This window comes from Paenibacillus sp. J22R56 (genome assembly GCF_056269375.1).
This window is the reverse complement of sequence record NZ_JBWDNV010000009.1, coordinates 217,238-240,956: the sequence shown is the minus strand read 5'-3', so window position 1 is coordinate 240,956 and position 23,719 is coordinate 217,238. Positions and strand designations below refer to the sequence as shown.

General features: G+C 47.1%; 27 protein-coding genes. 22 read left to right on the top strand and 5 right to left on the bottom strand.

The genetic code is table 11. The annotated features are described in order from the left end of the window. Nucleotides 1-3: 3 nt before the first annotated feature. Nucleotides 4-1,251 carry a nucleotidyltransferase gene (locus AC0YNT_RS22290; protein WP_475806575.1) on the bottom strand — a complete coding sequence of 416 codons (1,248 nt, stop codon included), beginning with the start codon at nucleotides 1,249-1,251 and terminating at the stop codon, nucleotides 4-6. A 162-nt stretch (nucleotides 1,252-1,413) separates the two neighbouring features. Here AC0YNT_RS22290 and AC0YNT_RS22285 point away from each other — a divergent pair, with 162 nt between their 5' ends. The 18 genes from AC0YNT_RS22285 to trmD all read left to right on the top strand — a co-directional run bounded on the left by AC0YNT_RS22285 (nucleotide 1,414) and on the right by trmD (nucleotide 17,756). Beyond that, nucleotides 1,414-1,938: a YceD family protein gene (locus AC0YNT_RS22285; protein WP_475806574.1), complete on the top strand. Its 525-nt coding sequence runs from the start codon at nucleotides 1,414-1,416 to the stop codon at nucleotides 1,936-1,938. A 39-nt stretch (nucleotides 1,939-1,977) separates the two neighbouring features. Beyond that, nucleotides 1,978-2,151 (top strand): 50S ribosomal protein L32, encoded by a 174-nt coding sequence (gene rpmF / locus AC0YNT_RS22280; protein ID WP_167280790.1) that lies wholly within the window; start codon nucleotides 1,978-1,980, stop codon nucleotides 2,149-2,151. A 178-nt stretch (nucleotides 2,152-2,329) separates the two neighbouring features. Continuing rightward, the gene (gene fapR, locus AC0YNT_RS22275; protein ID WP_167280789.1) at nucleotides 2,330-2,902 is read left to right on the top strand and encodes a transcription factor FapR; all 573 of its coding nucleotides are present in this window, start codon (nucleotides 2,330-2,332) and stop codon (nucleotides 2,900-2,902) included. Between the two features lie 161 nt (nucleotides 2,903-3,063). Continuing rightward, the gene (gene plsX / locus AC0YNT_RS22270) at nucleotides 3,064-4,056 is read left to right on the top strand and encodes a phosphate acyltransferase PlsX (RefSeq protein ID WP_167280788.1); all 993 of its coding nucleotides are present in this window, start codon (nucleotides 3,064-3,066) and stop codon (nucleotides 4,054-4,056) included. After that, nucleotides 4,056-5,042 carry a beta-ketoacyl-ACP synthase III gene (locus AC0YNT_RS22265; RefSeq protein WP_167280897.1) on the top strand — a complete coding sequence of 329 codons (987 nt, stop codon included), beginning with the start codon at nucleotides 4,056-4,058 and terminating at the stop codon, nucleotides 5,040-5,042. The genes plsX and AC0YNT_RS22265 overlap by 1 nt, the downstream gene beginning before the upstream one ends. A gap of 15 nt (nucleotides 5,043-5,057) precedes the next feature. After that, complete coding sequence (fabD, locus tag AC0YNT_RS22260) at nucleotides 5,058-5,981, top strand: ACP S-malonyltransferase (RefSeq protein WP_475806573.1); 924 nt, start codon at nucleotides 5,058-5,060, stop codon at nucleotides 5,979-5,981. Between the two features lie 36 nt (nucleotides 5,982-6,017). Next, nucleotides 6,018-6,767 carry a 3-oxoacyl-[acyl-carrier-protein] reductase gene (gene fabG / locus AC0YNT_RS22255; protein WP_475806572.1) on the top strand — a complete coding sequence of 250 codons (750 nt, stop codon included), beginning with the start codon at nucleotides 6,018-6,020 and terminating at the stop codon, nucleotides 6,765-6,767. Between the two features lie 95 nt (nucleotides 6,768-6,862). Further along, entirely contained in the window at nucleotides 6,863-7,096 is a 234-nt protein-coding gene (locus AC0YNT_RS22250; RefSeq protein ID WP_015845065.1) for an acyl carrier protein, read from the top strand. A gap of 158 nt (nucleotides 7,097-7,254) precedes the next feature. Beyond that, the gene (fabF, locus tag AC0YNT_RS22245) at nucleotides 7,255-8,496 is read left to right on the top strand and encodes a beta-ketoacyl-ACP synthase II (RefSeq protein ID WP_167280785.1); all 1,242 of its coding nucleotides are present in this window, start codon (nucleotides 7,255-7,257) and stop codon (nucleotides 8,494-8,496) included. After that, nucleotides 8,486-9,181, top strand: a complete 696-nt coding sequence (gene rnc / locus AC0YNT_RS22240; protein WP_167280784.1) for a ribonuclease III — start codon at nucleotides 8,486-8,488, stop codon at nucleotides 9,179-9,181. The genes fabF and rnc overlap by 11 nt, the downstream gene beginning before the upstream one ends. A gap of 145 nt (nucleotides 9,182-9,326) precedes the next feature. Then, nucleotides 9,327-12,914, top strand: coding sequence for a chromosome segregation protein SMC (smc, locus tag AC0YNT_RS22235; RefSeq protein WP_475806571.1), 3,588 nt, complete (start codon nucleotides 9,327-9,329; stop codon nucleotides 12,912-12,914). Between the two features lie 33 nt (nucleotides 12,915-12,947). After that, nucleotides 12,948-13,946: a signal recognition particle-docking protein FtsY gene (gene ftsY, locus AC0YNT_RS22230; protein ID WP_475806570.1), complete on the top strand. Its 999-nt coding sequence runs from the start codon at nucleotides 12,948-12,950 to the stop codon at nucleotides 13,944-13,946. A gap of 115 nt (nucleotides 13,947-14,061) precedes the next feature. Continuing rightward, a complete protein-coding gene (gene ylxM, locus AC0YNT_RS22225; protein WP_208420513.1) occupies nucleotides 14,062-14,463 on the top strand; it encodes a YlxM family DNA-binding protein in 402 nt (133 codons plus the stop codon). Next, nucleotides 14,450-15,838: a signal recognition particle protein gene (gene ffh / locus AC0YNT_RS22220; RefSeq protein ID WP_167280781.1), complete on the top strand. Its 1,389-nt coding sequence runs from the start codon at nucleotides 14,450-14,452 to the stop codon at nucleotides 15,836-15,838. The genes ylxM and ffh overlap by 14 nt, the downstream gene beginning before the upstream one ends. 45 nt (nucleotides 15,839-15,883) lie before the next feature. Continuing rightward, nucleotides 15,884-16,156 carry a 30S ribosomal protein S16 gene (gene rpsP, locus AC0YNT_RS22215; protein WP_167280780.1) on the top strand — a complete coding sequence of 91 codons (273 nt, stop codon included), beginning with the start codon at nucleotides 15,884-15,886 and terminating at the stop codon, nucleotides 16,154-16,156. Nucleotides 16,157-16,181: 25 nt separating this feature from the next. Beyond that, complete coding sequence (locus AC0YNT_RS22210; protein ID WP_091181527.1) at nucleotides 16,182-16,412, top strand: KH domain-containing protein; 231 nt, start codon at nucleotides 16,182-16,184, stop codon at nucleotides 16,410-16,412. Nucleotides 16,413-16,485: 73 nt separating this feature from the next. Beyond that, a complete protein-coding gene (rimM, locus tag AC0YNT_RS22205) occupies nucleotides 16,486-17,007 on the top strand; it encodes a ribosome maturation factor RimM (protein WP_475806569.1) in 522 nt (173 codons plus the stop codon). Between the two features lie 2 nt (nucleotides 17,008-17,009). Continuing rightward, complete coding sequence (gene trmD, locus AC0YNT_RS22200; protein ID WP_475806568.1) at nucleotides 17,010-17,756, top strand: tRNA (guanosine(37)-N1)-methyltransferase TrmD; 747 nt, start codon at nucleotides 17,010-17,012, stop codon at nucleotides 17,754-17,756. A gap of 62 nt (nucleotides 17,757-17,818) precedes the next feature. Here the strand turns inward: trmD and AC0YNT_RS22195 are convergent, their stop codons facing one another. From AC0YNT_RS22195 to AC0YNT_RS22180, 4 genes are all read right to left on the bottom strand, one after another. After that, complete coding sequence (locus tag AC0YNT_RS22195) at nucleotides 17,819-18,478, bottom strand: C1q-like domain-containing protein (RefSeq protein WP_475806567.1); 660 nt, start codon at nucleotides 18,476-18,478, stop codon at nucleotides 17,819-17,821. Between the two features lie 173 nt (nucleotides 18,479-18,651). Next, nucleotides 18,652-19,278, bottom strand: a complete 627-nt coding sequence (locus tag AC0YNT_RS22190; protein WP_475806566.1) for a C1q-like domain-containing protein — start codon at nucleotides 19,276-19,278, stop codon at nucleotides 18,652-18,654. A gap of 174 nt (nucleotides 19,279-19,452) precedes the next feature. Continuing rightward, nucleotides 19,453-19,899, bottom strand: a complete 447-nt coding sequence (locus AC0YNT_RS22185) for a C1q-like domain-containing protein (protein WP_475806565.1) — start codon at nucleotides 19,897-19,899, stop codon at nucleotides 19,453-19,455. Between the two features lie 141 nt (nucleotides 19,900-20,040). Then, entirely contained in the window at nucleotides 20,041-20,604 is a 564-nt protein-coding gene (locus tag AC0YNT_RS22180; RefSeq protein ID WP_475806564.1) for a C1q-like domain-containing protein, read from the bottom strand. A 334-nt stretch (nucleotides 20,605-20,938) separates the two neighbouring features. On the opposite strand from AC0YNT_RS22180, the gene rplS reads away from it, so the two are divergent. The 4 genes from rplS (at nucleotide 20,939) to AC0YNT_RS22160 (ending at nucleotide 23,591) form a co-directional block, all read left to right on the top strand. Continuing rightward, nucleotides 20,939-21,280: a 50S ribosomal protein L19 gene (gene rplS / locus AC0YNT_RS22175; protein WP_167280775.1), complete on the top strand. Its 342-nt coding sequence runs from the start codon at nucleotides 20,939-20,941 to the stop codon at nucleotides 21,278-21,280. A 105-nt stretch (nucleotides 21,281-21,385) separates the two neighbouring features. Then, nucleotides 21,386-22,063 carry a signal peptidase I gene (gene lepB, locus AC0YNT_RS22170; RefSeq protein WP_441896108.1) on the top strand — a complete coding sequence of 226 codons (678 nt, stop codon included), beginning with the start codon at nucleotides 21,386-21,388 and terminating at the stop codon, nucleotides 22,061-22,063. A gap of 20 nt (nucleotides 22,064-22,083) precedes the next feature. Further along, entirely contained in the window at nucleotides 22,084-22,974 is an 891-nt protein-coding gene (gene ylqF, locus AC0YNT_RS22165; RefSeq protein ID WP_475806563.1) for a ribosome biogenesis GTPase YlqF, read from the top strand. 5 nt (nucleotides 22,975-22,979) lie between these two features. Continuing rightward, nucleotides 22,980-23,591 carry a ribonuclease HII gene (locus AC0YNT_RS22160; RefSeq protein WP_475806562.1) on the top strand — a complete coding sequence of 204 codons (612 nt, stop codon included), beginning with the start codon at nucleotides 22,980-22,982 and terminating at the stop codon, nucleotides 23,589-23,591. The last annotated feature ends 128 nt before the right edge of the window (nucleotides 23,592-23,719 follow it).

Here is a 23,719-nt window from a genome sequence, read left to right as displayed (position 1 = left end):
TAATTATTCAATTATTATCGGCTTGTCCGTAAAATCTCGAAACATCGCAGCTGCGGATGTGTGACCAGGCTGTGCCAGCATAAAAGCTGCTGTAGCCTGTGTATCAAGCTCGAGGTACCGAGACTGCACAGGAGATCTTGCAGCGCTTAAGAGGACAGGCAGTGTGGCCTCAGACCGCATCCGGCGCAGCAGCTGTTGTCCTTTCGCTGTAAAGCCCAGCACCCGAATATATTCAACCCCGGCTGCCAGCTTCTCAGCTGTAAAATCTTCTTTCTTATGATGGAGCAGAATAGAAAGAAGAGCTCTCTGCAGCTTGGTTCTGGTGTAACGTTTGGTCTTTAAAGCTTCTAGAAGAGGTTCGAAGCCGATCTGATCGAGCTTTGGCAGTGTATTAAGAACACGATGCTCCAGCCCTTCCATGATCTCGCGATAACCTGAGAGCTGTTCAGGCGTCTGCGTAACGGCAGTATGAATGAGCGGCTGAACAAAGTTCGCCCAGCTTACAGGACTTCTTCCTGCTGCCCATTCCCGTTTCATCACTTCATAAGTCGTAGCTGGAACAAGAGGGCGGCAGCCGCCAAGCTCGCCGCCTTCAAGCAGCAGTTTACGAATTGCCGTTGCACTGGCAATGGCATGATCTGTGACTGTTGTTTGGCCGTATTCCGACTTCTCTCGGCGAATGGTATGCGGCTCCATCTTGCCTTTGATCCGTTCCAGTGCAATAAGGTAATGGAGTCCTAATGTATGGTTAGGCTGCGCATACGGGAAGGCTGCTGCTTCATGATTGCCGATAGAAGTTAGATAGGATGCAACAGCAGAGCTGTATGCGCTCGGATAGCTGATGCCTCCCTCCAAGGCCTCATGCAGCAGTTGTTGGAATTCAGGAGGCTCTTGGGCGATTAACCGCGCAGCCTGTTGCAGAGCTTCGATCTCGCCGCTCTCTGTACCGAAGCAGAACGCGTCCACGACGCCTGTAGCTTCAAGTAGTGAGACAGCGCCATAGGCGAACCATTCTGCTGCTTGAGTAGCATAGGCAGTGGGCAGTTCAATGACAAGATCGCAGCCGCCGCGTAGTGCGGCTTCCGTCCGTGCCCATTTATCCATAACGGCCGGTTCGCCTCGCTGCAGAAAATGTCCGCTCATGACGGCGACAACGGTGTCGGCTTGTGCTATTTTGACCGATTCTCGTAAATGATATTGATGACCGTTGTGAAATGGGTTATACTCAACAATTAGTCCTACTGTGCGCACTGAGACATCTCCTTGCTTTTCGTTGGATATATGTCCCATCATAGCACAGGGCCGCTGTTTTATTCATGACGATACGGGAGAAAAGATGAAAAACAGCGTGAAAATGTTGACAAAACCTCTCGTTAATAGATATAATAATTTTTGTTTGTTTGGGGTGATCTCATGCAGTTTCATGTACAAGAAACGATGTCCAAAGGTATCAAGGCAAACATTGATGAGAATCTGGATGTGTCCGATTTATTTAAGGACAGATTAGATGTCGTCAGTACCGGTCCGCTTCATGTGTCGCTTCAGGTGACAGGCAATGAAGGCTCGATTACTGTCGAAGGCGAATTGACCATTGATTGGGAGCTCGCTTGCTCACGTTGTCTTGACCCAGTGAAGCTTCATTCGAAAATTCCTGTCTATGATCAGTTTAAGCCAGCGGCCGTTGAGGACGGGGAAGAAATTGAGCAGGACGAGGATGACGACATTATTGCGGTATCAGGGGACAGGCTGGATTTGAAGCCTTATGTGGAAGAAGTGCTTCAGTTGTTCATGCCGTTCGCTCCGTTATGCAGTAATGATTGTAAAGGGCTGTGCCAGAATTGTGGACAGAACTTAAATGAACAAAAATGCAGCTGCAATACAGATCGAATTGATCCACGTATGGCGGTGCTCAAGGATTTATTCAAAGACGAACAATAATGAAATGTCCGATTGATTTTATGAAGGAGGTGGGAAACAATGGCAGTACCACAAAGAAGAACGTCCAAAACTCGCCGCGACAAACGTCGTACGCATTTCAAACTGGCAGTACCAGGTATGGTAAAATGCGAGCAATGTGGAGAGCTTAAACTGGGCCACCACGTATGCAAAGTGTGCGGATATTACAAAACAAAAGAGGTTATCTCCCAATAATCTCAGGTTTTCCCACAATAGCACTTCATTACGATGAGGTGCTATTTTTTTATGTCCGTTGCCTGTATAAGCTTTTTTTTATATACTTAATTAGTACCAGGTTATAATATCAGCCATCATTCGAGTAAAATCAGACATGGGTTACAATACTGTTAAGGTGGTGCCGGAGATCGAACGAATGCCTAAGCGACAGCGGCATCAGCTGCTCGCTCAATTGATAGATGAAAACCCGTTTATGACGGATCGTGAGCTAACAAGACATTTGAAAGTCAGCATACAAACGATACGGCTTGACCGGATGGAACTGGGTATTCCAGAGCTGCGTGAGCGAATGAAGCTGATGGCTGAGCGTTCGTATGATTCTGTTCAGTCTTTGCCGTTGCATGAAGTAATTGGTGACATTGTAGATTTACAGCTGGACAAAAGCGGAATATCGATATTCGAAATTCGTGAAGAGCATGTCTTCTCACGTACGGGTATTGCCCGGGGCCATCATGTGTTTGCCCAAGCAAACTCGCTGGCGGTTGCTGTTATTGAAGATAAAATCGCCTTGACGGTTACAGCGGATATTCGCTTCATAAGACCGGTCAAGCTTGGTGAGAAGTGTATTGCTAAAGCTTATGTACGTTCAATATCCGGCGAGCGCCACAAGTCAAAGGTGGAGCTCTTCACTTATGTAGGGGATGAAATGGTGTTCCAAGGGAACTTCGTCATTTACCGTTCCACAGGTGATGGAGAGAACGAAGCATAGGCTTTTATGAAAATATAAGAAGGTAGTATAAGTTTTTCTCTATACTATGCTTATATTTCACCCGCGAAACGACTGCTGCTCCTCCTAAGGACGACGCAGCCGTTTACGCTGAAGTTAAGCTTTACCTGTTATGAGGGTAGAGTTTTTGGGAGGAAAAAGACATGCGGATCGCCATAGATGCGATGGGAGGCGACCACGCTCCGAGCCTCATTGTGCAGGGAGCGATGGATGCTGCGGCGGAGTGGCCGGATACGGAATTGGTTCTTGTTGGAGATAAGGCGGCTATTGAGCCGCTGCTCAACGGAAAGAAACCGGCCAACGTGACGTTATGCCATACGGATGAGGTGATCGGTCCGGATGAAGAGCCGGTCAAAGCGGTTCGTCGAAAAAAAGGTTCGTCGATGGTTGTTGCCGGGCAGCTTGTACGTGAGAAGCATGCAGACGCGATGATCTCTGCTGGTAATACAGGAGCCCTTATGACAACGGGGCTGCTCGTAGTAGGCCGGCTTGAAGGCATCGAACGTCCTGCGCTGGCACCTATGCTGCCTACAATGGATGATATCGGCGTCCTTGCGCTTGATCTTGGGGCTAACATGGATGCGAAGCCTGAGCATTTGCTGCAATATGCAATTATGGGCAGCATTTACCGTACGAAGGTACATGGTTTGGATAATCCGCGTGTAGGGTTGCTGAACGTAGGTACCGAAGAACGGAAAGGTAATGAATTGACCAAAGCTGCTTATGATCTGCTTGAACAGGCACCGATTAACTTTATCGGCAATGTGGAAGCACGAGACTTGCTTAATCGCAGCTGCGACATTCTTATTTGTGACGGCTTTGCGGGGAATATTATGCTTAAGGCGATTGAAGGTACAGCAGGTACACTGATGACTTACCTGAAAGAAGCCTTTGGCGAGTCGTTTATGACGAAGATTGCGGCAGCCATTATGATGCCAAAGCTTCGGAGTCTGCGTAAAAAAATGGATTACAAGGAACATGGGAGTGCTCCGCTGCTTGGATTGAATGGACTAGTGATGAAATGTCATGGTTCATCCGATGCATTAGCTGTAAAAAGTGCTATTCGACAAGCGCGAGTGGCTATAAAAGCACAGCTGACTGAATCGATTGCAGTGGAAATAGGCGGGAGGTCATGATGAATTTACATCCTGTAGGCATTATTGGTACGGGCAAATACGTTCCCGACCGAATTTTATCGAATCAAGAACTTGAACAAATGGTGGAAACAAACGACGAGTGGATCGTGACGCGTACAGGTATTCGTGAACGCCGTATGGCAGCTCCGGAGCAGGCAACATCAGATCTGGCTTACCAAGCATCGCTCAAAGCAATTGAAGCAGCAGGGATAACGATTGAAGATATTGACCTTATCATCGTATCGACAATTACACCGGATATGTTCTTCCCATCCACAGCATGTCTCCTGCAGGAGAAGCTTGGAGCGAAGAAAGCGGCTGCCTTTGATCTGTCCGCAGCATGTTCTGGATTTATCTATGGTCTTGCGACCGCTTCGAATATGATTGCAACTGGCATGTATAAGCATGTGCTTGTCGTTGGTGCTGAAACCTTATCCCGTATTACCGATTACACAGACCGCAATACATGCATCCTGTTTGGTGACGGTGCTGGAGCAGTCGTGCTTGGCCAAGTGCCGGAAGGCCGTGGCTTCAAGTCGTTCGAGCTTGGAGCTGATGGCGGCGGCGGCGAACTGTTGAAAGTAAGCGGCGGCGGATCGCGTTTGCCTGCTTCTGCAGACAGTGTGAGTTCAAAGCAGCATTACATTCACATGGCAGGCAATGATGTATTTAAATTCGCAGTACGGATTATGGGCGGAGCAGCTGATGAAGCCCTTCGCAAAGCAGGTATGAGCAAAGAGGATATCGATCTGTTGGTGCCGCACCAAGCCAATGTCCGCATTATTCAATCTGCACTTAACCGACTCGATCTTCCTGAAGAGAAGTGTATGATTAACCTGGACAAATACGGCAACATGTCGGCTGCTTCTATCCCGGTTGCACTTGCTGAGGCTTTTGAGCAAGGGCGAATCAACGAAGGCGACTGTCTTGTGTTTGTTGGCTTCGGAGGCGGTCTTACCTGGGGCGCATCCGTATTGATCTGGTAACGGAGGGAACTTAAGTTGAGTAAAATAGCATTTGTATTCCCAGGCCAAGGCGCTCAGGCGGTTGGCATGGGTAAAGATGTATACGAGGCATTCGAAAGCTCGCGTGCCATTTTTAATCAAGCAGACGAAGCTCTTGGCTTCAAGCTTAGCGAGATTATTTTTGACGGACCAGATGATCAGTTGAAGCAAACGGCTAACACTCAGCCTGCACTGCTCACTGTTAGTGTGGCTTTGCTGCAAGCGTTGGAAGGCCGCGGCCTCAAAGCTGATTTCGTAGCTGGTCACAGTCTAGGGGAGTACAGCGCACTGGTAGCTGCTGGCGTTCTGTCATTTGCAGATGCAGTTCGTACGGTTCGTGCACGCGGCGAGTTTATGGAACAAGCCGTTCCAGGTGGTCAAGGTGCTATGGCTGCAGTACTTGGTGCTGAGCGCGGCGTTCTGGCTGAGCTTTGTGCCAAGATTACAGAAGAAGGAAATACGGTTGAACTGGCGAATGTAAACTGTCCGGGTCAAATTGTTGTTTCTGGTTCTGCAGCAGGTGTTCAAGCTGTTGTTGAGCGCGGTAAAGAAGAGGCCGGTGCGAAACGTGTTATTCCGCTGGAAGTAAGCGGCCCGTTCCATTCGTCACTGATGAAGCCTGCGGCAGATAAACTGTCCGGCGTTCTTTCGGAAGTGTCGATGAATGATGCGGCTGTACCTGTCGTTGCGAATGTAACGGCTGCTCCGGTAACAGAGGCAACTTCGATTCGTAACCTCCTTGTCGAACAGGTTTATTCCCCTGTTCTTTGGGAAGACAGCGTCCGTTATTTAGTCGAACAAGGCGTTGATACTTTTGTTGAGATCGGATCGGGTACGGTTCTGGCTGGCTTGATCAAGAAAATCGACAAGAATCTTCGCGTTATCTCGGTTAACAGCCTTGCAGCTTTAGAAGCACTGTAGGGCACCGTTTCACGCAAAACTTGGAGGAGGTATACCATGTTTGCTAGTCTTGAAGGCAAAAAAGCGCTTGTAACAGGTGCATCCCGCGGCATTGGCCGTGCGATTGCCCTTGCACTTGCGGAAGCCGGTGCGGATGTAGCTATTAACTACTCCGGCAGCGAAGCTGCTGCTGCGGAGACAGCTCAAGCTGTTGAAGCGCTTGGACGCCGTGCGATTGTACTGAAAGCCAACGTCGGCAAAACCGACGAATTCGATGCTATGGTCAAGGAAGTTGTTGATCAATTTGGCTCGATTGATATTTTGGTGAATAACGCTGGCATTACAAGAGATAATTTAATTATGCGTATGAAAGAAGAGGAATTTGACCAAGTTATTGAGACGAACTTGAAGGGTGTCTTTAACGGGATCAAAGCGGCAACGCGGCCTATGATGAAGCAGCGTTCCGGACGCATTATTAACATCTCTTCTGTTGTTGGCGTGCTCGGAAATCCGGGTCAAGCAAACTATGTTGCGGCGAAAGCAGGCGTCATTGGCTTGACCAAATCAAGCGCACGTGAGCTTGCTTCCCGTGGAATTACTGTTAACTGTATCGCACCAGGCTTTATTCAAACGGATATGACAGACAAGCTTTCTTCTGAAATGAAGGATTCCTTGTCCGCGCAAATTCCGCTTGCTCGTCTTGGTTCGGCAGAAGACATTGCTGCGGCAGTACGCTTCCTAGCATCTGATGCTGCGTCTTATATGACGGGACAAACCGTTCATATAGACGGTGGTATGTACATGTAAGGATTGTCAATAAGCATGCTCGCTGGATTTAGCGCGGTTATGTATGGCATTTTGTCTTGAATTCTCGTATAATACCCTAGGAGGAGGTGAATCGGATGTCCGAAGTAGTAGAACGTGTAAAACGTATCGTCGTCGACAGACTTGGCGTAGACGAAGCGGAAGTCACGCTGGAAGCTTCCTTCAAAGATGACCTCGGCGCTGACTCTCTTGATGTCGTTGAGTTGGTCATGGAATTGGAAGATGAGTTTGACCTGGAGATCTCTGATGAAGATGCAGAGACGATCACCACGGTGGGAGAAGTAGTAAATTACATACAATCTCATACGTAAGGAAAAGAAGTGGTCCCGTTGTAATAAACGGGACTTCTCTCCTTCTGAGGCACTTAAATTATCATGATATTTATGAATGAACGAGCTTGTACGCTTTTTTATATATAGAAGATGTGATGTACGCATCTAAATAGCAGTCCACTCGAGGTGAATCTTAAATGAAGCAAAGAGTTGTTGTTACCGGCATGGGGGTCATTACCTCGCTAGGTGCAGACCTGGAGCAGTTCTGGGGGAATTTAATGGAAGGGAAATCAGGCGTATCGCATATCGAAGCGTTTGATGTCTCCGAATATCCAACCCAAATTGCAGCCGAAGTGAAGAACTTTAATCCCGAAGATTATAATCTTGATAGAAAAGAAGCTCGCCGTATGGACCGTTTCGTTCAATTCGCGTCTGTAGCAAGCATGAGTGCAGTAAAAGATGCTGGACTAGAGATCGGTACTAACGTTGATCCGGAGCGTGTAGGCGTTATCGTCGGCTCTGGTATCGGCGGACTTGGTACATGGGAAGATCAGCATAACATTTTGCTGGAGAAAGGTCCTAAGCGCGTAAGTCCGTTCTTCATTCCAATGATGATCGCGAATATGGCTTCCGGACAAGTATCGATGCTGACTGGTGCGAAGGGTCCCAACAGCACAGCGGTTACCGCTTGTGCAACAGGTACTCACTCGATCGGTGATTCCTACAAAATGATTCAACGCGGCGATGCAGACGTGATGATCTGTGGTGGCGCAGAAGCAACAATCCGGCCTACAGGTCTTGCAGGCTTCTGCTCGATGCGTGCGATGTCCGTCCGCAATGACGAGCCTGAGAAAGCAAGCCGTCCGTTCGACATCGACCGTGATGGTTTCATTATGGGCGAAGGTGCAGGCGTAATGATTCTGGAATCACTTGAACATGCTCAGCAGCGTGGTGCTCGTATCTATGCCGAAGTAATCGGCTACGGCATGAGCGGCGATGCTCATCATATGACAGAGCCGGATCCAGACGGTGCTGCTCGTTGTATGGTTAAAGCATTAAAAGATGCTGGAATTGAGCCTGAAGCGATTGATTACATCAATGCACATGGCACTTCGACTCCAGTGGGCGACCGTTCCGAAACAACTGCAATTAAGAAAGCATTCGGTGACCATGCTTATAAACTAGCCGTTAGCTCCACGAAATCGATGACAGGCCATTTGCTTGGTGCTGCAGGCGGTGTGGAAGCGGTCATCCTTGGCCTTACGCTTCAGAACGGCATTATTGCTCCAACCATTAACTTGGAGAATCAAGATCCTGAGCTTGACCTCGATTATGTGCCAAACAAGCCTCGTAAAGCAGATGTCAAAACGGCACTGTCCAACTCGTTTGGCTTCGGCGGTCATAACGCGACGATTGTGATGAAAGTCTATGAAGCGTGATTCCATTAACGAGCTGCAGACACGTCTGCAGCTTCGCTTCAAACAGCTGAAGCTGCTGAAGCAGGCATTTACTCATACTTCCTATGTGAATGAACATAAGCATGGTACGATCGAGCATAATGAACGTCTAGAGTTTCTAGGCGATGCTGTTTTGCAGCTACTCGTATCAGAATATCTGTTCTCTGCTTATCCGAACCGTCCGGAAGGTGAACTGACGCGTATGCGTGCATCTGTCGTATGTGAGCCTTCGCTTGCACAGTTCGCAGAACGGCTGGAGCTTGGTGCTCATATACAGCTCGGAAGAGGCGAAGAGCAGCTCGGAGGAAGACAACGTCCTGCCTTGCTCGCCGATTTGTTCGAAGCGTTTGTTGGTGCGATTTTCCTAGATGCCGGTATTGAACGGACAAGAGCTTTTCTGGAGACGCATATGTTCCCGTATATTGAGTCTAATGACTACGGCCTGCTGGTGAAAGACTTCAAGTCTAAGCTGCAGGAGCGTGCTCAGCACAAAGGGCTTGGGGCGGTTGAATATCGGATTATGGAAGAGCGTGGACCAGCTCATGACCGTGAGTTTGTCGTTGAAGTATGTATTGGTGAAATTCCATACGGAAACGGAAGCGGCAGAACGAAGAAGGAAGCGGAGCAGCGGGCTGCATCTGTAGCCTGGCAGTCGCTGACGGAATAGTATAGCAAGGCCTTAGGAATGGCAGTACAAGATTACTCTTGTATTGCCATTTTTGATTGTTAAAAGGGTGAATTTCCGCATGAGTAAAGGGATTACGAGCCCTCTCTAGTTGTGTTACAATAGGCGGTGAGGTGAAAGCCAGTATATGTTTCTGAAACGAATAGAATTAGCAGGATTTAAATCATTTGCCGACAAGACGGAGATGGAGTTCGTTACCGGCATTACGGCTGTTGTTGGACCTAATGGCAGCGGTAAAAGTAATATATCGGACGGCATCCGCTGGGTGCTGGGCGAACAAAGTGCAAAAAGTCTTCGCGGCGGCAAGATGGAAGATATTATTTTTGCCGGAAGTGATGCACGTAAGGCAGTTAACTATGGTGAAGTATCGCTGACGCTCGATAATGGTGATGGGGCGCTGCCACTTGAATATAACGAAGTGACGGTAACCCGCCGAGTCCATCGAAGCGGTGATAGTGAATATATGATTAACAAGCAGTCGTGCCGATTGAAAGATATTACTGAGCTGTTCATGGATACGGGTATCGGTAAGGAAGCTTATTCGATTATCGGACAAGGCAGGATCGAGGAAATTTTGAGTACCCGGTCTGAAGATCGCCGCGGGATATTCGAAGAAGCTTCGGGCATTGTGAAATATAAATCACGTAAGCGTGAAGCACAGCGCAAGCTGGAGGACACCGAGAATAATTTGCTTCGTATTCACGACCTTGTAACCGAATTGGAAGACCAGGTCGAGCCTCTTCGTGTGCAATCAGAGAAAGCGATCCATTTCAAACAGTTAAGAGAACAGCTCAAAACGCAAGAGATTTCGATGTACGTACATAATATTGAGAATGTGTACGGTTCATGGTCGGAAGCCAATAACAAGCTTGAACGTTTAAAACGCGAACAGCTCGAACTCTCCACGGTCGTCAGCAAGCATGATGCTCATTTGGAAAAGGATCGCCAGGCGCTTCGCGAGCTGGAGGAAGCACTGGACCAGCTGCATGAGGCTATGCTGCAATATAGTGAAGAGTATGAGAAATGCGAAGGGTTCGGGGAAGTTCTTAAAGAACGGAAGAAGAACTTAGAGCAGAATAAAAAGCAGTTGGAAGAGACAATTGCTGCTCATGATGAGCGTATAGCTGCATTAACAAGCGAGGAAGCGGAATTCCGTAATCGGGCTGCTGTATTAGAGCTTCAACTGGCGGATTTCAAGCAGAAGCTTTCCGTTGAAGAGGCTAATCTCATTGGCGTCGCTGGCGGGACCGCGGTAGATGCGGAAGAAATGCTGAAGGGCGAGCTGCTTGAGGTGCTTAGCACTATGGCACAGTTGCGTAACGAAATTCGTTATGCCGCTCAGCAGCAGGAAGCTGTTCAGCGCCGAATGGAACGTCTGAGCGATGAAGAAGCCAAGTGGTCGGATCAACGCAGGAAGCTGACGGCTCGCAAAGCAGAGCTGGAGAAGCAGCTGGAAGCTACGCTGGATGCGATCGCTAAGGCGCGTACAAAGTATATTGATGAAGCGGAAAAGGCTAAAGAGTTTGGTCAAATTTCGGAGGAAGCTACGGCTGCGCTTCGTAAATGGGAGCAAAAGCTGGATGCACAAACCTCGCGCCGCGATACAATGAAAGAAATGCAAGACGCACTAGATGGCTTTATGCATGGTGTTCGTGAGGTGCTTAAATCCTCTCGCCGTTCCTCTGGTTCCGGCGGCATTAGTGGTGTGCATGGTGCAGTTGCCGAGCTAGTGCGTGTGCCAGAAAGAATCGAGACTGCTGTAGAGACCGCATTGGGCGGTGCGTTGCAGCATATCGTTATGGAAGATGAGAAGTCGGCTCGTGCCGCGATCACATTCCTGAAACAGCGTCAACTTGGACGAGCAACGTTCCTGCCTCTTGATGTTATCCGTGGCAGACAAGTGCCTGAACATGATAAGCGGATGGCCGAATCGGTAGATGGCTTTGTCGGAGTAGCTGCAGAGCTTGTTACTTGCGAGCCGCAATACCAAGCCATTATTAATAACCTGTTAGGTAATGTCCTTCTTGCTGAGACGTTGGAGCAGGCGAACCGTATTGCATCCAAATGCCAATATCGTTACCGGGTCGTTACGCTTGAGGGTGATGTGGTAAACGCAGGTGGTTCCATGACAGGTGGCAGCCTTCAGAAGAAGGGAGCAAGTCTGTTAGGACGCCAGCGCCAGATCGAAGCATTGGATCAGGAAATTGTAGAAGGCGAGAAAACAATCGCTGAGCTGCGGGATAAACTTAGCGATCTTCGTAAGGAGCAGTCAATCCGTTCGCAAAATATGGAGGAGCTCCGTTCACAATCCGAACAGTATCGGATCGATGAGCAGCAGGTTCGTGCAGAGCTGCAGCAGCTGTCGAATGAAGCGAAGCATCTGAGCGAGCAAGAACAATTGTTCACTGCAGACCGCAGCAATCACACAGCCGAGCAGCAATCGATGGTGTCTTTGGCTGAAGCGGCAGAAGTCCGTCTTGAGCAATTGACAGCGGATGAAGCTCGCCTGCAAGAGGCGATCAGGCTTGCTGAGGAGCGCCGGAAAGCAAGTGAGACGGCGAAGGAAGAGCTTCAAGTCCAACTGACGGATTTGAAGATTTCCGTTGCGAAGACCGATCAAGAGAAGCAGTCCTTCGAGGATCAGGCTGCGCGTGTTCGAGCAGATATTCAACGCGCCAAGCAGGAGCTTTCCAGCTACCGGTCGCTGCTTAACCAGCAGGATGCGGAGCTGGAACGTCACAGTGAAGAGACCGTAGCTCAAATCGAGCAGCTGAATCATTTGCGACTGAAGAAGCAGGAATGTGCGGAACAGACAGATCTGAAGCGCTCGGCCCGTGCAGATCGTGTTCGTGAGCTGGAAAAAGGCGAGAGCGATACGAAAGAACAACGTGGACAGCTTCGTGATGTTGAAGAGCAAATGCGTCAGAATGAGATTGCAGCGAACCGTCTGGATGTTGAACTGGACAACCTTCTGCGCAAGCTGAGCGAAGAGTATGAACTGAGCTTTGAGCTAGCGAAGGAACAATATCCGGTTCCTGAAGACATCGTTGGAACGCAAAATGCTGTACGAGATATTAAACGTCAAATTACAGCACTTGGCGATGTGAACATGGGTGCAATCGAAGAGTATGAGCGGGTTCGGGAACGGTTCGAATTCTTAACCGAGCAGAAAGATGACCTTGTTGAAGCTAAAACAACGCTTTATCAGGTTATCCGCGAGATGGATGAAGAAATGTCCAAACGGTTCAAAACAACATTTGAACAGATTAGACGCCATTTCGTCGTCGTCTTCGCGAAGCTGTTTGGCGGAGGACGTGCCGATCTTGTGATGGTGGATCCGGAACGTGTCCTGGATACAGGGATTGATATCGTAGCCCAGCCTCCAGGGAAAAAGCTGCAAAATTTGCAGCTGTTATCCGGCGGAGAGCGGGCGCTTACTGCAATCGCGTTATTGTTCGCGATTCTGCAGGTGAAGCCAGTTCCGTTCTGTGTACTTGACGAGGTTGAAGCGGCACTTGATGAAGCGAACGTTGCCCGGTTTGCCCAATACCTTCGTGAATTCTCCGAACTTACCCAGTTCATCGTGGTTACCCACCGGAAAGGTACGATGGAAGAAGCAGATGTGCTGTATGGGGTAACGATGGAGGAAGGCGGCGTATCGAAGCTCGTATCGGTCCGTCTTGAGGAGGATGCGGAGGAGCAGGAATCCGCGTAATATGCTGATATAGGATGGGGGACTTGAAACAGTATGAGTTTTTTCAAAAAGCTGAAGGAAAGTATTGCTTCGAAGACAGAAGCAGTAACAACGATATTTAAAGAAGGCCTGACGAAGACGCGTGTTGCGCTCGTCGAGAAGGTCGAAGAGCTAATTACTCGGCGCAAGAAGATCGATGAAGAGTTCTATGAAGAGCTTGAGGAAATTCTCATCGGTGCCGATGTAGGCGTCAATACGGTTATGACACTGATAGACGAATTACGTGTTGAAGTGAAGAAACGCAAAATTGAACAACCATCTGAGCTGCAGCCAGTTTTGTCTGAAAAGCTGGTAGGATTGCTTAAAGGTGAGTCGAATCCAGGCATCCAAATGGCGAAAAGCGGCATTACCGTTATTTTGTTCGTTGGTGTTAATGGTGTCGGCAAGACGACAACAATCGGCAAGCTGGCCCACAAATTCAAGAGCGAAGGCAAAAGCGTTCTGCTTGCTGCAGGTGATACGTTCCGCGCTGGCGCGATTGAACAGCTTGAAGTATGGGGACAACGTGTTGGGGTTGATGTGATTAAGCAGCAATCCGGTTCGGATCCTGCTGCCGTTATGTTCGATGCTGTTCAAGCGGCAAAGCAGCGCGGAGTTGATGTATTGCTATGCGATACAGCAGGCCGTCTGCAGAACAAGACGAATCTGATGGAAGAGCTGAACAAAATTTTCCGCGTTATTCAACGTGAAATTCCGGATGCTCCACATGAAGTATTGTTAGTGCTTGATGCAACAACTGGTCAAAATGCGCTCAGCCAAGCGAAGCTGTTCGGCGAGAAGAGCGGCGTAACCGGCCTCGTATTAACGAAGCTGGATGGTACTGCGAAAGGCGGTATCGTTATTGCGATCCGTAATGAATTGAACCTTCCGGTGAAGCTTGTAGGACTTGGGGAGAAAATGACTGATCTGCAGGAATTCGACTCCGAGCAGTTCGTTCATGCATTGTTCGCAGGGCTGATTCAGCGGGAAGATGGGGAGTCAGAATCGAATTAAACAAGTGACAAGGACAAATGCTTGACAGTGCTATCTGACTTCGTGTAAGATAAGAGTCGTTGTAACACTGTCAAGGCAATTTACTTGACGGACAATTCGAAAGGGGCGGAAGCTAATGACTATTCATGAACCGGATGCCCTTGCGAAGACAACACGAATTAACTCGTTATTTGATTTCTACGAACCGCTTCTTACTGAGAAGCAGCGGACTTTCTTGAAATACTACTTCCACGATGATTACTCGCTCGGCGAGATCGCCGCTGAATCTGGCATAAGCAGACAAGCGGTGTATGAACATGTGAAACGTGCAGAGCAAGTGCTTGAAAGCTATGAAGGCAAACTTATGCTTCTAGCCAAGTATGAAGCGATGCAAAAGCTGGCTGAAGAGCTGGAACGTAAAGTAGCTGCATTGCCGATCGATAACGTATTTAAGCAAAAGCTGCTTGATGATATTGAACAATTAACGAAGACGGAATATATAGATGTGACGGAGGTGACGAATCATGGCGGCATTTGAGAGTTTAACGAACCGATTACAAAACGTGTTCAGCAAGCTGAGAGGCAAAGGTAAAGTATCGGAAGAAGATTTGAACGAAGCAATGCGCGAAGTGCGGCTTGCCTTGCTCGAAGCGGACGTTAACTTTAAAGTTGTCAAAGATTTTATTGCCAAAGTGAAAGAGAAGGCGCTTGGCCTCGATGTTTCGAAGAGCTTTACGCCTGGCATGGTCGTCATCGACATCGTTAATAAAGAGTTAACGGAATTGATGGGCGGAACACAAAGTAAACTTGCAAAAGCGAACAAGCCTCCAACAGTTATTATGATGGTTGGTTTGCAAGGTGCCGGTAAGACAACGACAACAGGTAAGCTGGCAAAACTGCTTCAAAAAAGCAATCACAAGCCGCTCCTGGTTGCATGTGACATTTACCGTCCTGCTGCGATTAAGCAGCTGCAAGTGCTCGGAGAACAGATTAATGCTCCAGTATTCTCCTTGGGAGATCAAACTTCTCCAGTGGAAATTGCAAAAGCTGGTCTGGCGCATGCAAAAGAAAATCACAATGATTATGTGATCTTCGATACTGCCGGCAGGCTGCATATTGATGAAATTTTGATGGAAGAGCTTAAACAAATTCATCAAAATGTTAATCCTGACGAAGTTTTGCTCGTTGTTGATGCAATGACTGGTCAAGATGCAGTCAACGTAGCACAAAGCTTCCATGAGCAGCTTGAGCTCACAGGTGTTGTACTGACGAAGCTTGACGGCGATACACGCGGCGGTGCTGCGTTGTCTGTTAAAGCAGTAACCGGCAAGCCGATCAAATTCGCTGCAATGGGCGAGAAGATTGATGCACTCGAGCCGTTCCATCCAGACCGGATGGCATCCCGTATCCTTGGGATGGGTGATATGTTGTCTCTGATCGAGAAGGCGCAAATGAATATTGATGCCGATAAAGCGGCAGAGATGGAACGCAAAATGCGTACGGCCGAATTTACATTCGACGACTTCCTCGAACAGATGGCTCAGATCCGGAAGCTTGGACCACTTGATCAACTGATGGATATGCTGCCCGGCATGAACAAGATGAAGGGCAACATGAAGGATATGAAAGTGGACGAGAAGCAAATCAACCGCGTTGAAGCGATTGTCCGCTCGATGACCAAAGCAGAGAAGCAGAAGCCGGAACTGCTTAATCACAGCCGCCGTAAGCGTGTTGCAGCAGGCAGTGGTACATCCATAACGGAAGTAAATCGTCTTATCAAGCAGTTCGAAGATATGCGCAAGATGATGAAGCAATTCTCATCGATGATGGGTCCAAAAGGTCCTAAAGGCGGCATGAAAGGCTTGAAGGGTATGCTTGGCAAAGGCGGCAAAGGGATGAAGTTTCCTTTCTAAGCCATACAAAACATACATTTGATTAAATGAAGGAGGTGAATTTCCATGGCAGTACGTATTCGTCTGAAACGTATGGGTGCTCATAAAGCCCCATTCTACCGCGTTGTCGTTTCTAACTCCCGTTCCCCACGTGACGGTCGCTTTATCGAAGAAATCGGTACTTACAACCCGGTTACACAACCGGCTCAAGTAACAATTGATGAAGAGAAAGCATTGAAATGGCTGCAAACAGGAGCTCAAGCTTCTGATACAGTTCGCGACTTGCTTTCCAAAGCAGGTGTGATGAAAAAGTTCCATGAGCTTAAACAACAGAAATAACTGTTGAATAGCGGAGGGCCTTGAAATGAAAGAATTGATTCTTGTCATCGCAAAGGCATTAGTGGATCATCCAGAGGACGTACGCGTTAATGAGAGAGATGATGATCGAGGTACGGTGTACGAGCTGTCGGTCCATGCCGATGATATCGGTAAGGTAATTGGCAAGCAGGGGCGAATTGCGAAAGCCATTCGTGCCGTCGTTACATCCGCGGCCATCAAATCTCAGAAACGCGTTATCGTAGACATCATATCGTAAACACATACGATGCAGGGTTAGGATAATTATCCTAGCCCTTTTTCGTACAAATATAGACAGGTGGGTACATACTATGAGCAACAACAAATGGTTTACTGTCGGCAAGCTGGTCAATACCCATGGTCTTCGCGGCGAAGTGAAAGTATTGTCGCAGACAGATTTTGCCGATGTACGTTTTGCACCAGGCAACAAATTATCGCTTCAAAACATGGATAACGGACAGAAGCTGGAAGTGGAAGTCGTTAGTTCCCGTGAACAAAAGGGCATGTTTGTCTTGAAGCTTAAAGGCTTCAATGATATTAATGAAGTTGAGAAATATAAAGGCTGGCTGTTAAAGATTGAAGAAACTGATCTCGAGAAGCTGGATGAAGGCGAGTACTACTATCATGAGATCATTGGCTGCCGCGTTGTAACCGAGGAAGGCGAAGAGCTTGGGACGATTTGTGAAATATTGCGCCCGGGTGCGAATGATGTGTGGGTTGTCGAGCAGCCAAAGCGTAAGGAACTGCTTTTGCCGGTAATTGATGATGTCCTTCTGAATGTCGATGTTGCAAACAAAACGGTTACTGTGCGTTTATTGGAAGGGCTGATCTAATAATGCGTATTGATGTGCTGACGCTGTTCCCGGAAATGTTCGATGGCGTATTTGGCGCGAGCATCCTAGGTAAAGCACGAGAAAAGGGAATCGTATCACTTGAAGCGATTAACTTCCGTGATTATTCAAATAATAAGCATAACACCGTGGATGACTATCCTTACGGAGGCGGCGGCGGGATGGTGCTTAAGGCTGAGCCTGTCTTTGGAGCTGTAGAGGATCTGATGGCCAAGAAGGAAGGCGGAGCCCGCCCCCGTGTCATTCTGATGTGCCCACAAGGCGAATCCTTCACGCAGAAGAAAGCGGAGGAGCTGTCGAAGGAAGAGCATCTCGTGCTGATCTGCGGCCATTATGAGGGGTATGATGAACGTATCCGCGAGTATTTGGTGACAGATGAGTTATCCATTGGTGATTATGTATTAACGGGCGGCGAAATTCCTGCTATGACAGTTATAGACAGCGTTGTCCGGCTGCTCCCAGGTGTGCTAGGGAATGAGTCTTCGGCTGTGACGGATTCATACAGCACAGGCCTGCTGGAGTATCCGCATTATACCCGTCCAGCTGTATTCAGAGACTGGGAAGTGCCAGAAGTGCTCATATCCGGCAATCATGCGAAGATTGATGCCTGGAGACGTGAGCAATCGCTTCTGCGGACGTTGAAGCGCCGTCCTGACCTTCTTGAGAATGCAGAGCTTACGGATAAGGAACGCAAATGGCTGGCTGCACAGAAACGAGAACAAACCCCATAAAAAAGAACCGTCGCACAGCCATTAGGCCGAGCAGGCGGTTCTTTCTTTAGATGGTTGTCCAGTTATTTAGTGACGCGGTTCAGAACACCTTCGAAGTGTGTTGCAGTATTCCGAAGGATATTGGCAGCCTGGCCTGTTAAGATTAAGAATTCAACCTGTACCTCGTCGTTACTGCGAAGCTTCACGATAGTCGAAACGTCCAAGGTAGCGATGCCTGATGTTGTTGTTGAGGCTTCGGTTGCTACAGCTGTACCGTTGACTGTTATCGATAGTGCGGCTAGAAAAGGGGCATCAGAGGGGTTGGCGATGAAGATGAGGACACTTGCCACGAAGGAATAGATCCCGGCTTGCCTTGGACGGAAAGTCGATGTAACCGGATTATACTCTCCTCCGAGATCATATTGTTCCAGACCATAATTGACTCGTACCGTTGTGCCAGCTTCAACTTGTTGAGTTGCTGCAGACACTGCGCGGAAAGCCGATTTACGGACAACTTTTTTACATTTGGCAACTGATTTAACCGGTTTACAGACGTATTTCACTGGTTTACATACTGATTTTGATGGTTTGCAAGCTGCTTTCTTTTTGGAACCATAGCCGGTTTTCTTTTTGCAGGATCCATATCCATAAGATACACTCACAGATTTTTTAGCTTTCAAACTACCTTTGGCAGCTGGTTTAACCGAGCTTTTGACTTTGACCGCTTGTTTTTTAATTGGCATTGTTCATTACCTCCATTCTTTAGAAAATTTCTGATTGCTAAAATGAAATCTAGCAATACATTAATATATGGCGGTGTCCATTTGAAAGAAACGGCGATAGCGGGGAATCTATGAAAAGGGCTTTTTGTACAAAAAAGAACCAACTCCTACTAAGAATTGGTTTCGTTTATTATTTACTTAGTTAAACGGAGCAGAGCACCATCAAAATGTGTTCCTGCATTAGGCAGAATAATACCATCGCTGCTAGCGATGAATTCAACTTGAACATCGTCACCACGGCGAAGGTTTACAATACCAGACGTGTCGATGACACCGCTGCCGAATCCTAATGTTTCTGTATCGCCAAATTGAGTATCACCGTTAACTCTTAGCAAAACGGTAACCTCAACCGAACTATTGGGATCTGCTGTGCTGAAGAAAACACTTGCAAAAAATGTGTAGACACCGCTTTGTTTCGCACGAAATGTTGATGTGGCTGGGTTGTACTCTTTACCTAAGTCAAATACCTCTTCTCCAAATGCAACTCGTATCAAATTGGTAGCTGATATGGTTTGTATTTGACTAGCGTTCGCACGGAAAGCCGATTTACGTCGAACTGCTTTTTTGCAGCTTTTTTTGGCGTTACATACGGATTTAACAGTTTTACAAGCTGTTTTCTTTTTGGTGCCATAATTCTTTTTGCATTTTCCGTAACCATAGGACACGCTTACCTCTTTTTTTGTTTTCACACTGCCTTTGACTGCATTTTTTAACGAGCTTTTTGTGCTTTTGATTTTAGCCGCTGGTTTCTTAATTGGCATTGTTCTTGCCCTCCATCCTGTGAAATTCAAATGATTGCTTGTACCAGCAATACATTAGAGTATGGCAGCGTCCATTTAATAGAAACGGCGATAGCGGGGGAAGCTATGAAATAGGCGCAGGATGGAGAAAATAACATAAAAAGAACCGACTCCTTCACTGGAATCGGCCACTCATTAACGAATTCTTTTCCCCTTAAATCGAGTTGAACATCCTTTAAGGATTAAGCCACCGGATACATGAGAAGAAGCGGATAATTGAACCTTGTCCCCCTTACGAAGTCGTTTTACAGCTGCTGCAGTAATAAACTCACGATCCGCGTTGATAACTTTACCGCCAGCAAAGATTACAATATCATTGACTGTAAGAAGAAAAATGACTTCATCAGGCTCTTGTGATCCTCTTTTGTAAAGGATGCTTCCAAATAGGGAGTAAACACCATCATGTTTGGGAGTAAAGGTAGAAGTGGCGGGATTATATTCATTTCCAAGATCAAAGATCTTTTTGCCATATCTTACGGTTACACCAAATTCAGGTCTGCCAATAGATTGATTTTGATCAGAAATAGCTTTAAAAGCAGATTTGAATTTACGAGGTGTGCATTTTGATTTACGGATTGTCATTAGATCATAACCTCCTTTCCTATACAAAATCTATTGCTGAACCTGCAATACATTAATGTATGGGGGAGTCCATTTATTAGAAACGGCTATAGTGGGGAAACTATTAAATAGGCGTTACGATATATAACAAGAATCAGCTGATTAATGGACTCGGTAGCCTTCGAATCGTGTACCAGTACCAGAGGAGATAAACCCGTCAGCAGATACACGAATAACGACTTGAACGGTATCTCCTTTACTCAGCTTGACTACACCTGTTGTGAGCACAATCCCACTTCCTGAGCTTAACGTTTCTATAACGGGGATCTGTACTTCATCGTTAACTAACACAACAAGAGTTACTGTCACAGGAGTTACTGGTTCTGTACCGTAGTTGACAGTTGCGAAGAAGTTATAAATGCCATTTTGTTTTGCAGTGAAAGTTGATGTTGCTGGATTGTACTCATTTCCCAGGTCGAACAACTCTTGGCTATAAATAACCTGAGGAACAGTGGTGGATATAATGGTTTGGAATTGATTGGAGACAGCTCGGAAAGCCGATTTTTGAAAACTTCTTGTTCGTGTAGATGTGGAGCTTTTTGTCCGGTAGAGACTTGATGTTGAACGCTTGATATTTTTCGCCTTGATACTGCTAGTTACTTTAGCCTTCGACTTGCTTTTGACATTACTCTTGTTTACCTTTTTTAAAGACCTTTTTATAGTCATCACATAACCTCATTTCATTGAGCTTCCATGCGATACTGTATGAAAGAGAACATTTCATAGAGACGGCGCTAGCGGGTAGTCTATGAAATAGGCGGTTAATGGAATTGTGATCGCTGTATGGAGTGGAGTTTGAAAGATATCGCTTTTGGATATACTGATTAGTACTAGGGAAATTCGTGTATTGGAATAAAAGAGGTTGAAAAAAGTTGTACGCTGTGTTAAGATTTCAAATGTTGTACGTATTAATCGGGCGGTCCGCTAATAGTGATGACGCTGTTCGCTAGGAACAGTAAGAGCTGTTAAGAACGTCTATGGTGGAAGGAGTGAAACAAAGATGAATCTTTTACAAACGATTGCTCAAGAACAGCTTCGTCAAGATCTTCCTAATTTTCGTCCAGGTGACACGTTGAAAGTACACGTTAAAGTTATCGAGGGCTCGCGTGAGCGGATTCAGTTGTTCGAAGGCGTTGTAATTAAACGTCGCGGCGGCGGTATCAGCGAAACGTTTACGGTTCGTAAAATCTCGTACGGTGTTGGTGTGGAAAGAACTTTCCCACTGCATTCGCCTAAACTCGAGAAAATCGAAGTGGCTCGTCGTGGTAAAGTACGTCGCGCGAAACTGTACTACCTTCGCGAACTGCGCGGTAAAGCTGCAAGAATTAAAGAAATTCGTTAAGATCAAACGACAAGAGGGGCTTGCTCAAACAAGCTCCTTTTCGTTATTTTGGTATGACTTGCTATGTACGAATAGGGACACTATAGATAGAAAGAAGGCGTACTGGTGAATTCACAACAGCATAATGAAGACTCGAATCAGCAATCGGAAGTAATCGATGGAACTGTACTGAATACATCAGGACCGACTGACGCAAAAAAGGGCGGACGTGCCTACAAGGAAATTGTAGACTGGATTAAGGCGCTCGCTATTGCGGTTATTCTTGTGTTTATTATCCGTACGTTTCTGTTCTCGCCTTTTATTGTGGAAGGACCATCTATGGAGCCTAACTTCTATACGGGTGAACGTCTCATCGTGAATAAACTCATATTCAAATTACGCGAACCACATCATGGAGAAGTTGTTGTCTTCCATGTGCCGGATCAAGGCAGAGACTTCATTAAACGGGTCATTGGTGTACCTGGTGATACGCTTAAAGTAGTTGGAGACGATGTCTTCGTCAATGATCAAAAAGTGGATGAGCCTTACATTAAAGAAGCAATTGAAGCTGCTCATGCAAGTGGAGAACTCTATAACACAGGACCTGACTTCCCGAATTCAAATGTTTCGGAATCGGTTGTACCTGACGGGAAAATCTTCGCAATGGGTGATCATCGCGGTAATAGCCAAGACAGCCGTGATATTGGCTTCGTGTCTGAAAAAGAAATTATCGGCAGAGCAGATGCTATGTTCTGGCCATTAAATAAAATTAGCATCATTAAGCACTATAAAGTGCACTGGTAATGCTGCAATGAGGTGAGGAAATGACCATTCAATGGTTTCCCGGTCATATGACCCGGGCAAAACGGCAAATACAAGCGAAGTTAAAACTTATCGATATTGCCATTGAACTATTGGATGCGCGTGTTCCGCTTTCCAGCCGTAATCCTATGGTTGATGAGATTTTGAGCGGCAAACCGCGGCTGATTGTACTTAATAAGTCGGATTTAGCTGACCCGAAGGTCACAGAGCAATGGATCGAATATTTCAAATACGAAGGTCATGAAACGGTAGCGGTTGATTCTTCGACAGGAACGCGTATTGGAGATATTCCAATGAAGGCGAAAGAAATCCTGAAGGAGAAAATCGATCGCCAGTTGTCAAAAGGGATGAACCCTCGCGCAATGCGTGGATTGATTGTTGGTATTCCGAATGTTGGTAAATCTACGCTGATTAATCGTCTCGCTGGCCGTAATATTGCTATTACAGGCGATCGGCCGGGGGTAACAAAAGGCCAGCAGTGGATTAAAACGAACTATGAGATGGACTTGCTAGATACACCGGGTATATTGTGGCCGAAATTCGAAGATGATCTAGTTGGCTTCCGCCTTGCGATGACGGGTGCAATTAGAGAGCAAATCCTGAACGTGGAAGACATTGCTTTCTTTGCGGTTCGTGAGCTTGCGGAACGATATTGGCCGGCTTTGAAGGAACGATTCGATCTCGACACACCACCTACTGATCCGACAGATTCGGATGAGGTCGTTCGAATTATGGAAGATATCGGACGACGTAGAGGCTGTCTGATTAGCGGAGGACATGTTGACCTGGAGAAAGCATCCGGCATTATTTTGCGGGAGCTTCGTGCAGGTAAGCTAGGACGTATTACGCTGGAAGCGCCTTTCCCGGCAGCAGCAGGAAGACCGGGGGAATAGAGAACGTGCTGGAATATGAACAGAGGTTATGGGAAGAGGGATACTCTGCGATTGCCGGCGTTGATGAGGTAGGAAGAGGCTGCTTGTTCGGTGATGTTGTTGCAGCTGCGGTTATTTTACCGCCTCATCTCGTACTTGAAGGTGTCAATGACTCCAAGAAGTTGTCCGAGAAAAAGCGGAATCAGCTGTATGATGTCATAGTCGATCAAAGTATTGCTTGGGCTGCGGCTCGAGTAGATGCGGAGACGATTGATCGGATTAATATCAAGCAAGCGGCAAGACTTGCGATGAAAATTGCGCTGGAATCGCTGAAGGCAGAGCCGGATTATTTGCTGGTTGATGCGGAGAAGGTAGATTTACCTAAACCGCAGCTTGCGATCATTAAAGGCGATGCGACAAGCCAGACGATTGCTGCCGCTTCGATTATTGCGAAGGTGACAAGAGATCGGCTTTGCGAGAGCGAGTGGGAGCAGTTATATCCGGAGTACGGTATTGCGATACATAAAGGGTATGCGACAAAGCTGCATCGGGAGCGGCTGCTTGAATACGGAGCAAGTCCGCTTCACCGCAAGTCTTTCTTGGGTAAAATTTTTGTAGAACAACAACAGCTATTTTAAATTCCTTATAACAATATATGAACAGCGTACTGCTTGAATTTGAGCTATACGCTGTTTTTTTGTGCAAATAACAGGTTGTAGAGCGACTTATTCAAATAATGATGGTTGACCGTTCTTCAATGGATGTA

Bases quoted from the DNA above. Each gene is read 5' to 3' on its own strand.
- AC0YNT_RS22285 (WP_475806574.1), top strand. From the start codon at position 1,414: ATGCAGTTTCATGTACAAGAAACGATGTCCAAAGGTATCAAGGCAAAC.
- rpmF (WP_167280790.1), top strand. From the start codon at position 1,978: ATGGCAGTACCACAAAGAAGAACGTCCAAAACTCGCCGCGACAAACGT.
- fapR (WP_167280789.1), top strand. From the start codon at position 2,330: ATGCCTAAGCGACAGCGGCATCAGCTGCTCGCTCAATTGATAGATGAA.
- plsX (WP_167280788.1), top strand. From the start codon at position 3,064: ATGCGGATCGCCATAGATGCGATGGGAGGCGACCACGCTCCGAGCCTC.
- AC0YNT_RS22265 (WP_167280897.1), top strand. From the start codon at position 4,056: ATGAATTTACATCCTGTAGGCATTATTGGTACGGGCAAATACGTTCCC.
- fabG (WP_475806572.1), top strand. From the start codon at position 6,018: ATGTTTGCTAGTCTTGAAGGCAAAAAAGCGCTTGTAACAGGTGCATCC.
- AC0YNT_RS22250 (WP_015845065.1), top strand. From the start codon at position 6,863: ATGTCCGAAGTAGTAGAACGTGTAAAACGTATCGTCGTCGACAGACTT.
- fabF (WP_167280785.1), top strand. From the start codon at position 7,255: ATGAAGCAAAGAGTTGTTGTTACCGGCATGGGGGTCATTACCTCGCTA.
- rnc (WP_167280784.1), top strand. From the start codon at position 8,486: ATGAAGCGTGATTCCATTAACGAGCTGCAGACACGTCTGCAGCTTCGC.
- smc (WP_475806571.1), top strand. From the start codon at position 9,327: ATGTTTCTGAAACGAATAGAATTAGCAGGATTTAAATCATTTGCCGAC.
- ftsY (WP_475806570.1), top strand. From the start codon at position 12,948: ATGAGTTTTTTCAAAAAGCTGAAGGAAAGTATTGCTTCGAAGACAGAA.
- ylxM (WP_208420513.1), top strand. From the start codon at position 14,062: ATGACTATTCATGAACCGGATGCCCTTGCGAAGACAACACGAATTAAC.
- ffh (WP_167280781.1), top strand. From the start codon at position 14,450: ATGGCGGCATTTGAGAGTTTAACGAACCGATTACAAAACGTGTTCAGC.
- rpsP (WP_167280780.1), top strand. From the start codon at position 15,884: ATGGCAGTACGTATTCGTCTGAAACGTATGGGTGCTCATAAAGCCCCA.
- AC0YNT_RS22210 (WP_091181527.1), top strand. From the start codon at position 16,182: ATGAAAGAATTGATTCTTGTCATCGCAAAGGCATTAGTGGATCATCCA.
- rimM (WP_475806569.1), top strand. From the start codon at position 16,486: ATGAGCAACAACAAATGGTTTACTGTCGGCAAGCTGGTCAATACCCAT.
- trmD (WP_475806568.1), top strand. From the start codon at position 17,010: ATGCGTATTGATGTGCTGACGCTGTTCCCGGAAATGTTCGATGGCGTA.
- AC0YNT_RS22195 (WP_475806567.1), bottom strand. From the start codon at position 18,478: ATGCCAATTAAAAAACAAGCGGTCAAAGTCAAAAGCTCGGTTAAACCA.
- AC0YNT_RS22190 (WP_475806566.1), bottom strand. From the start codon at position 19,278: ATGCCAATTAAGAAACCAGCGGCTAAAATCAAAAGCACAAAAAGCTCG.
- AC0YNT_RS22185 (WP_475806565.1), bottom strand. From the start codon at position 19,899: ATGACAATCCGTAAATCAAAATGCACACCTCGTAAATTCAAATCTGCT.
- AC0YNT_RS22180 (WP_475806564.1), bottom strand. From the start codon at position 20,604: ATGACTATAAAAAGGTCTTTAAAAAAGGTAAACAAGAGTAATGTCAAA.
- rplS (WP_167280775.1), top strand. From the start codon at position 20,939: ATGAATCTTTTACAAACGATTGCTCAAGAACAGCTTCGTCAAGATCTT.
- ylqF (WP_475806563.1), top strand. From the start codon at position 22,084: ATGACCATTCAATGGTTTCCCGGTCATATGACCCGGGCAAAACGGCAA.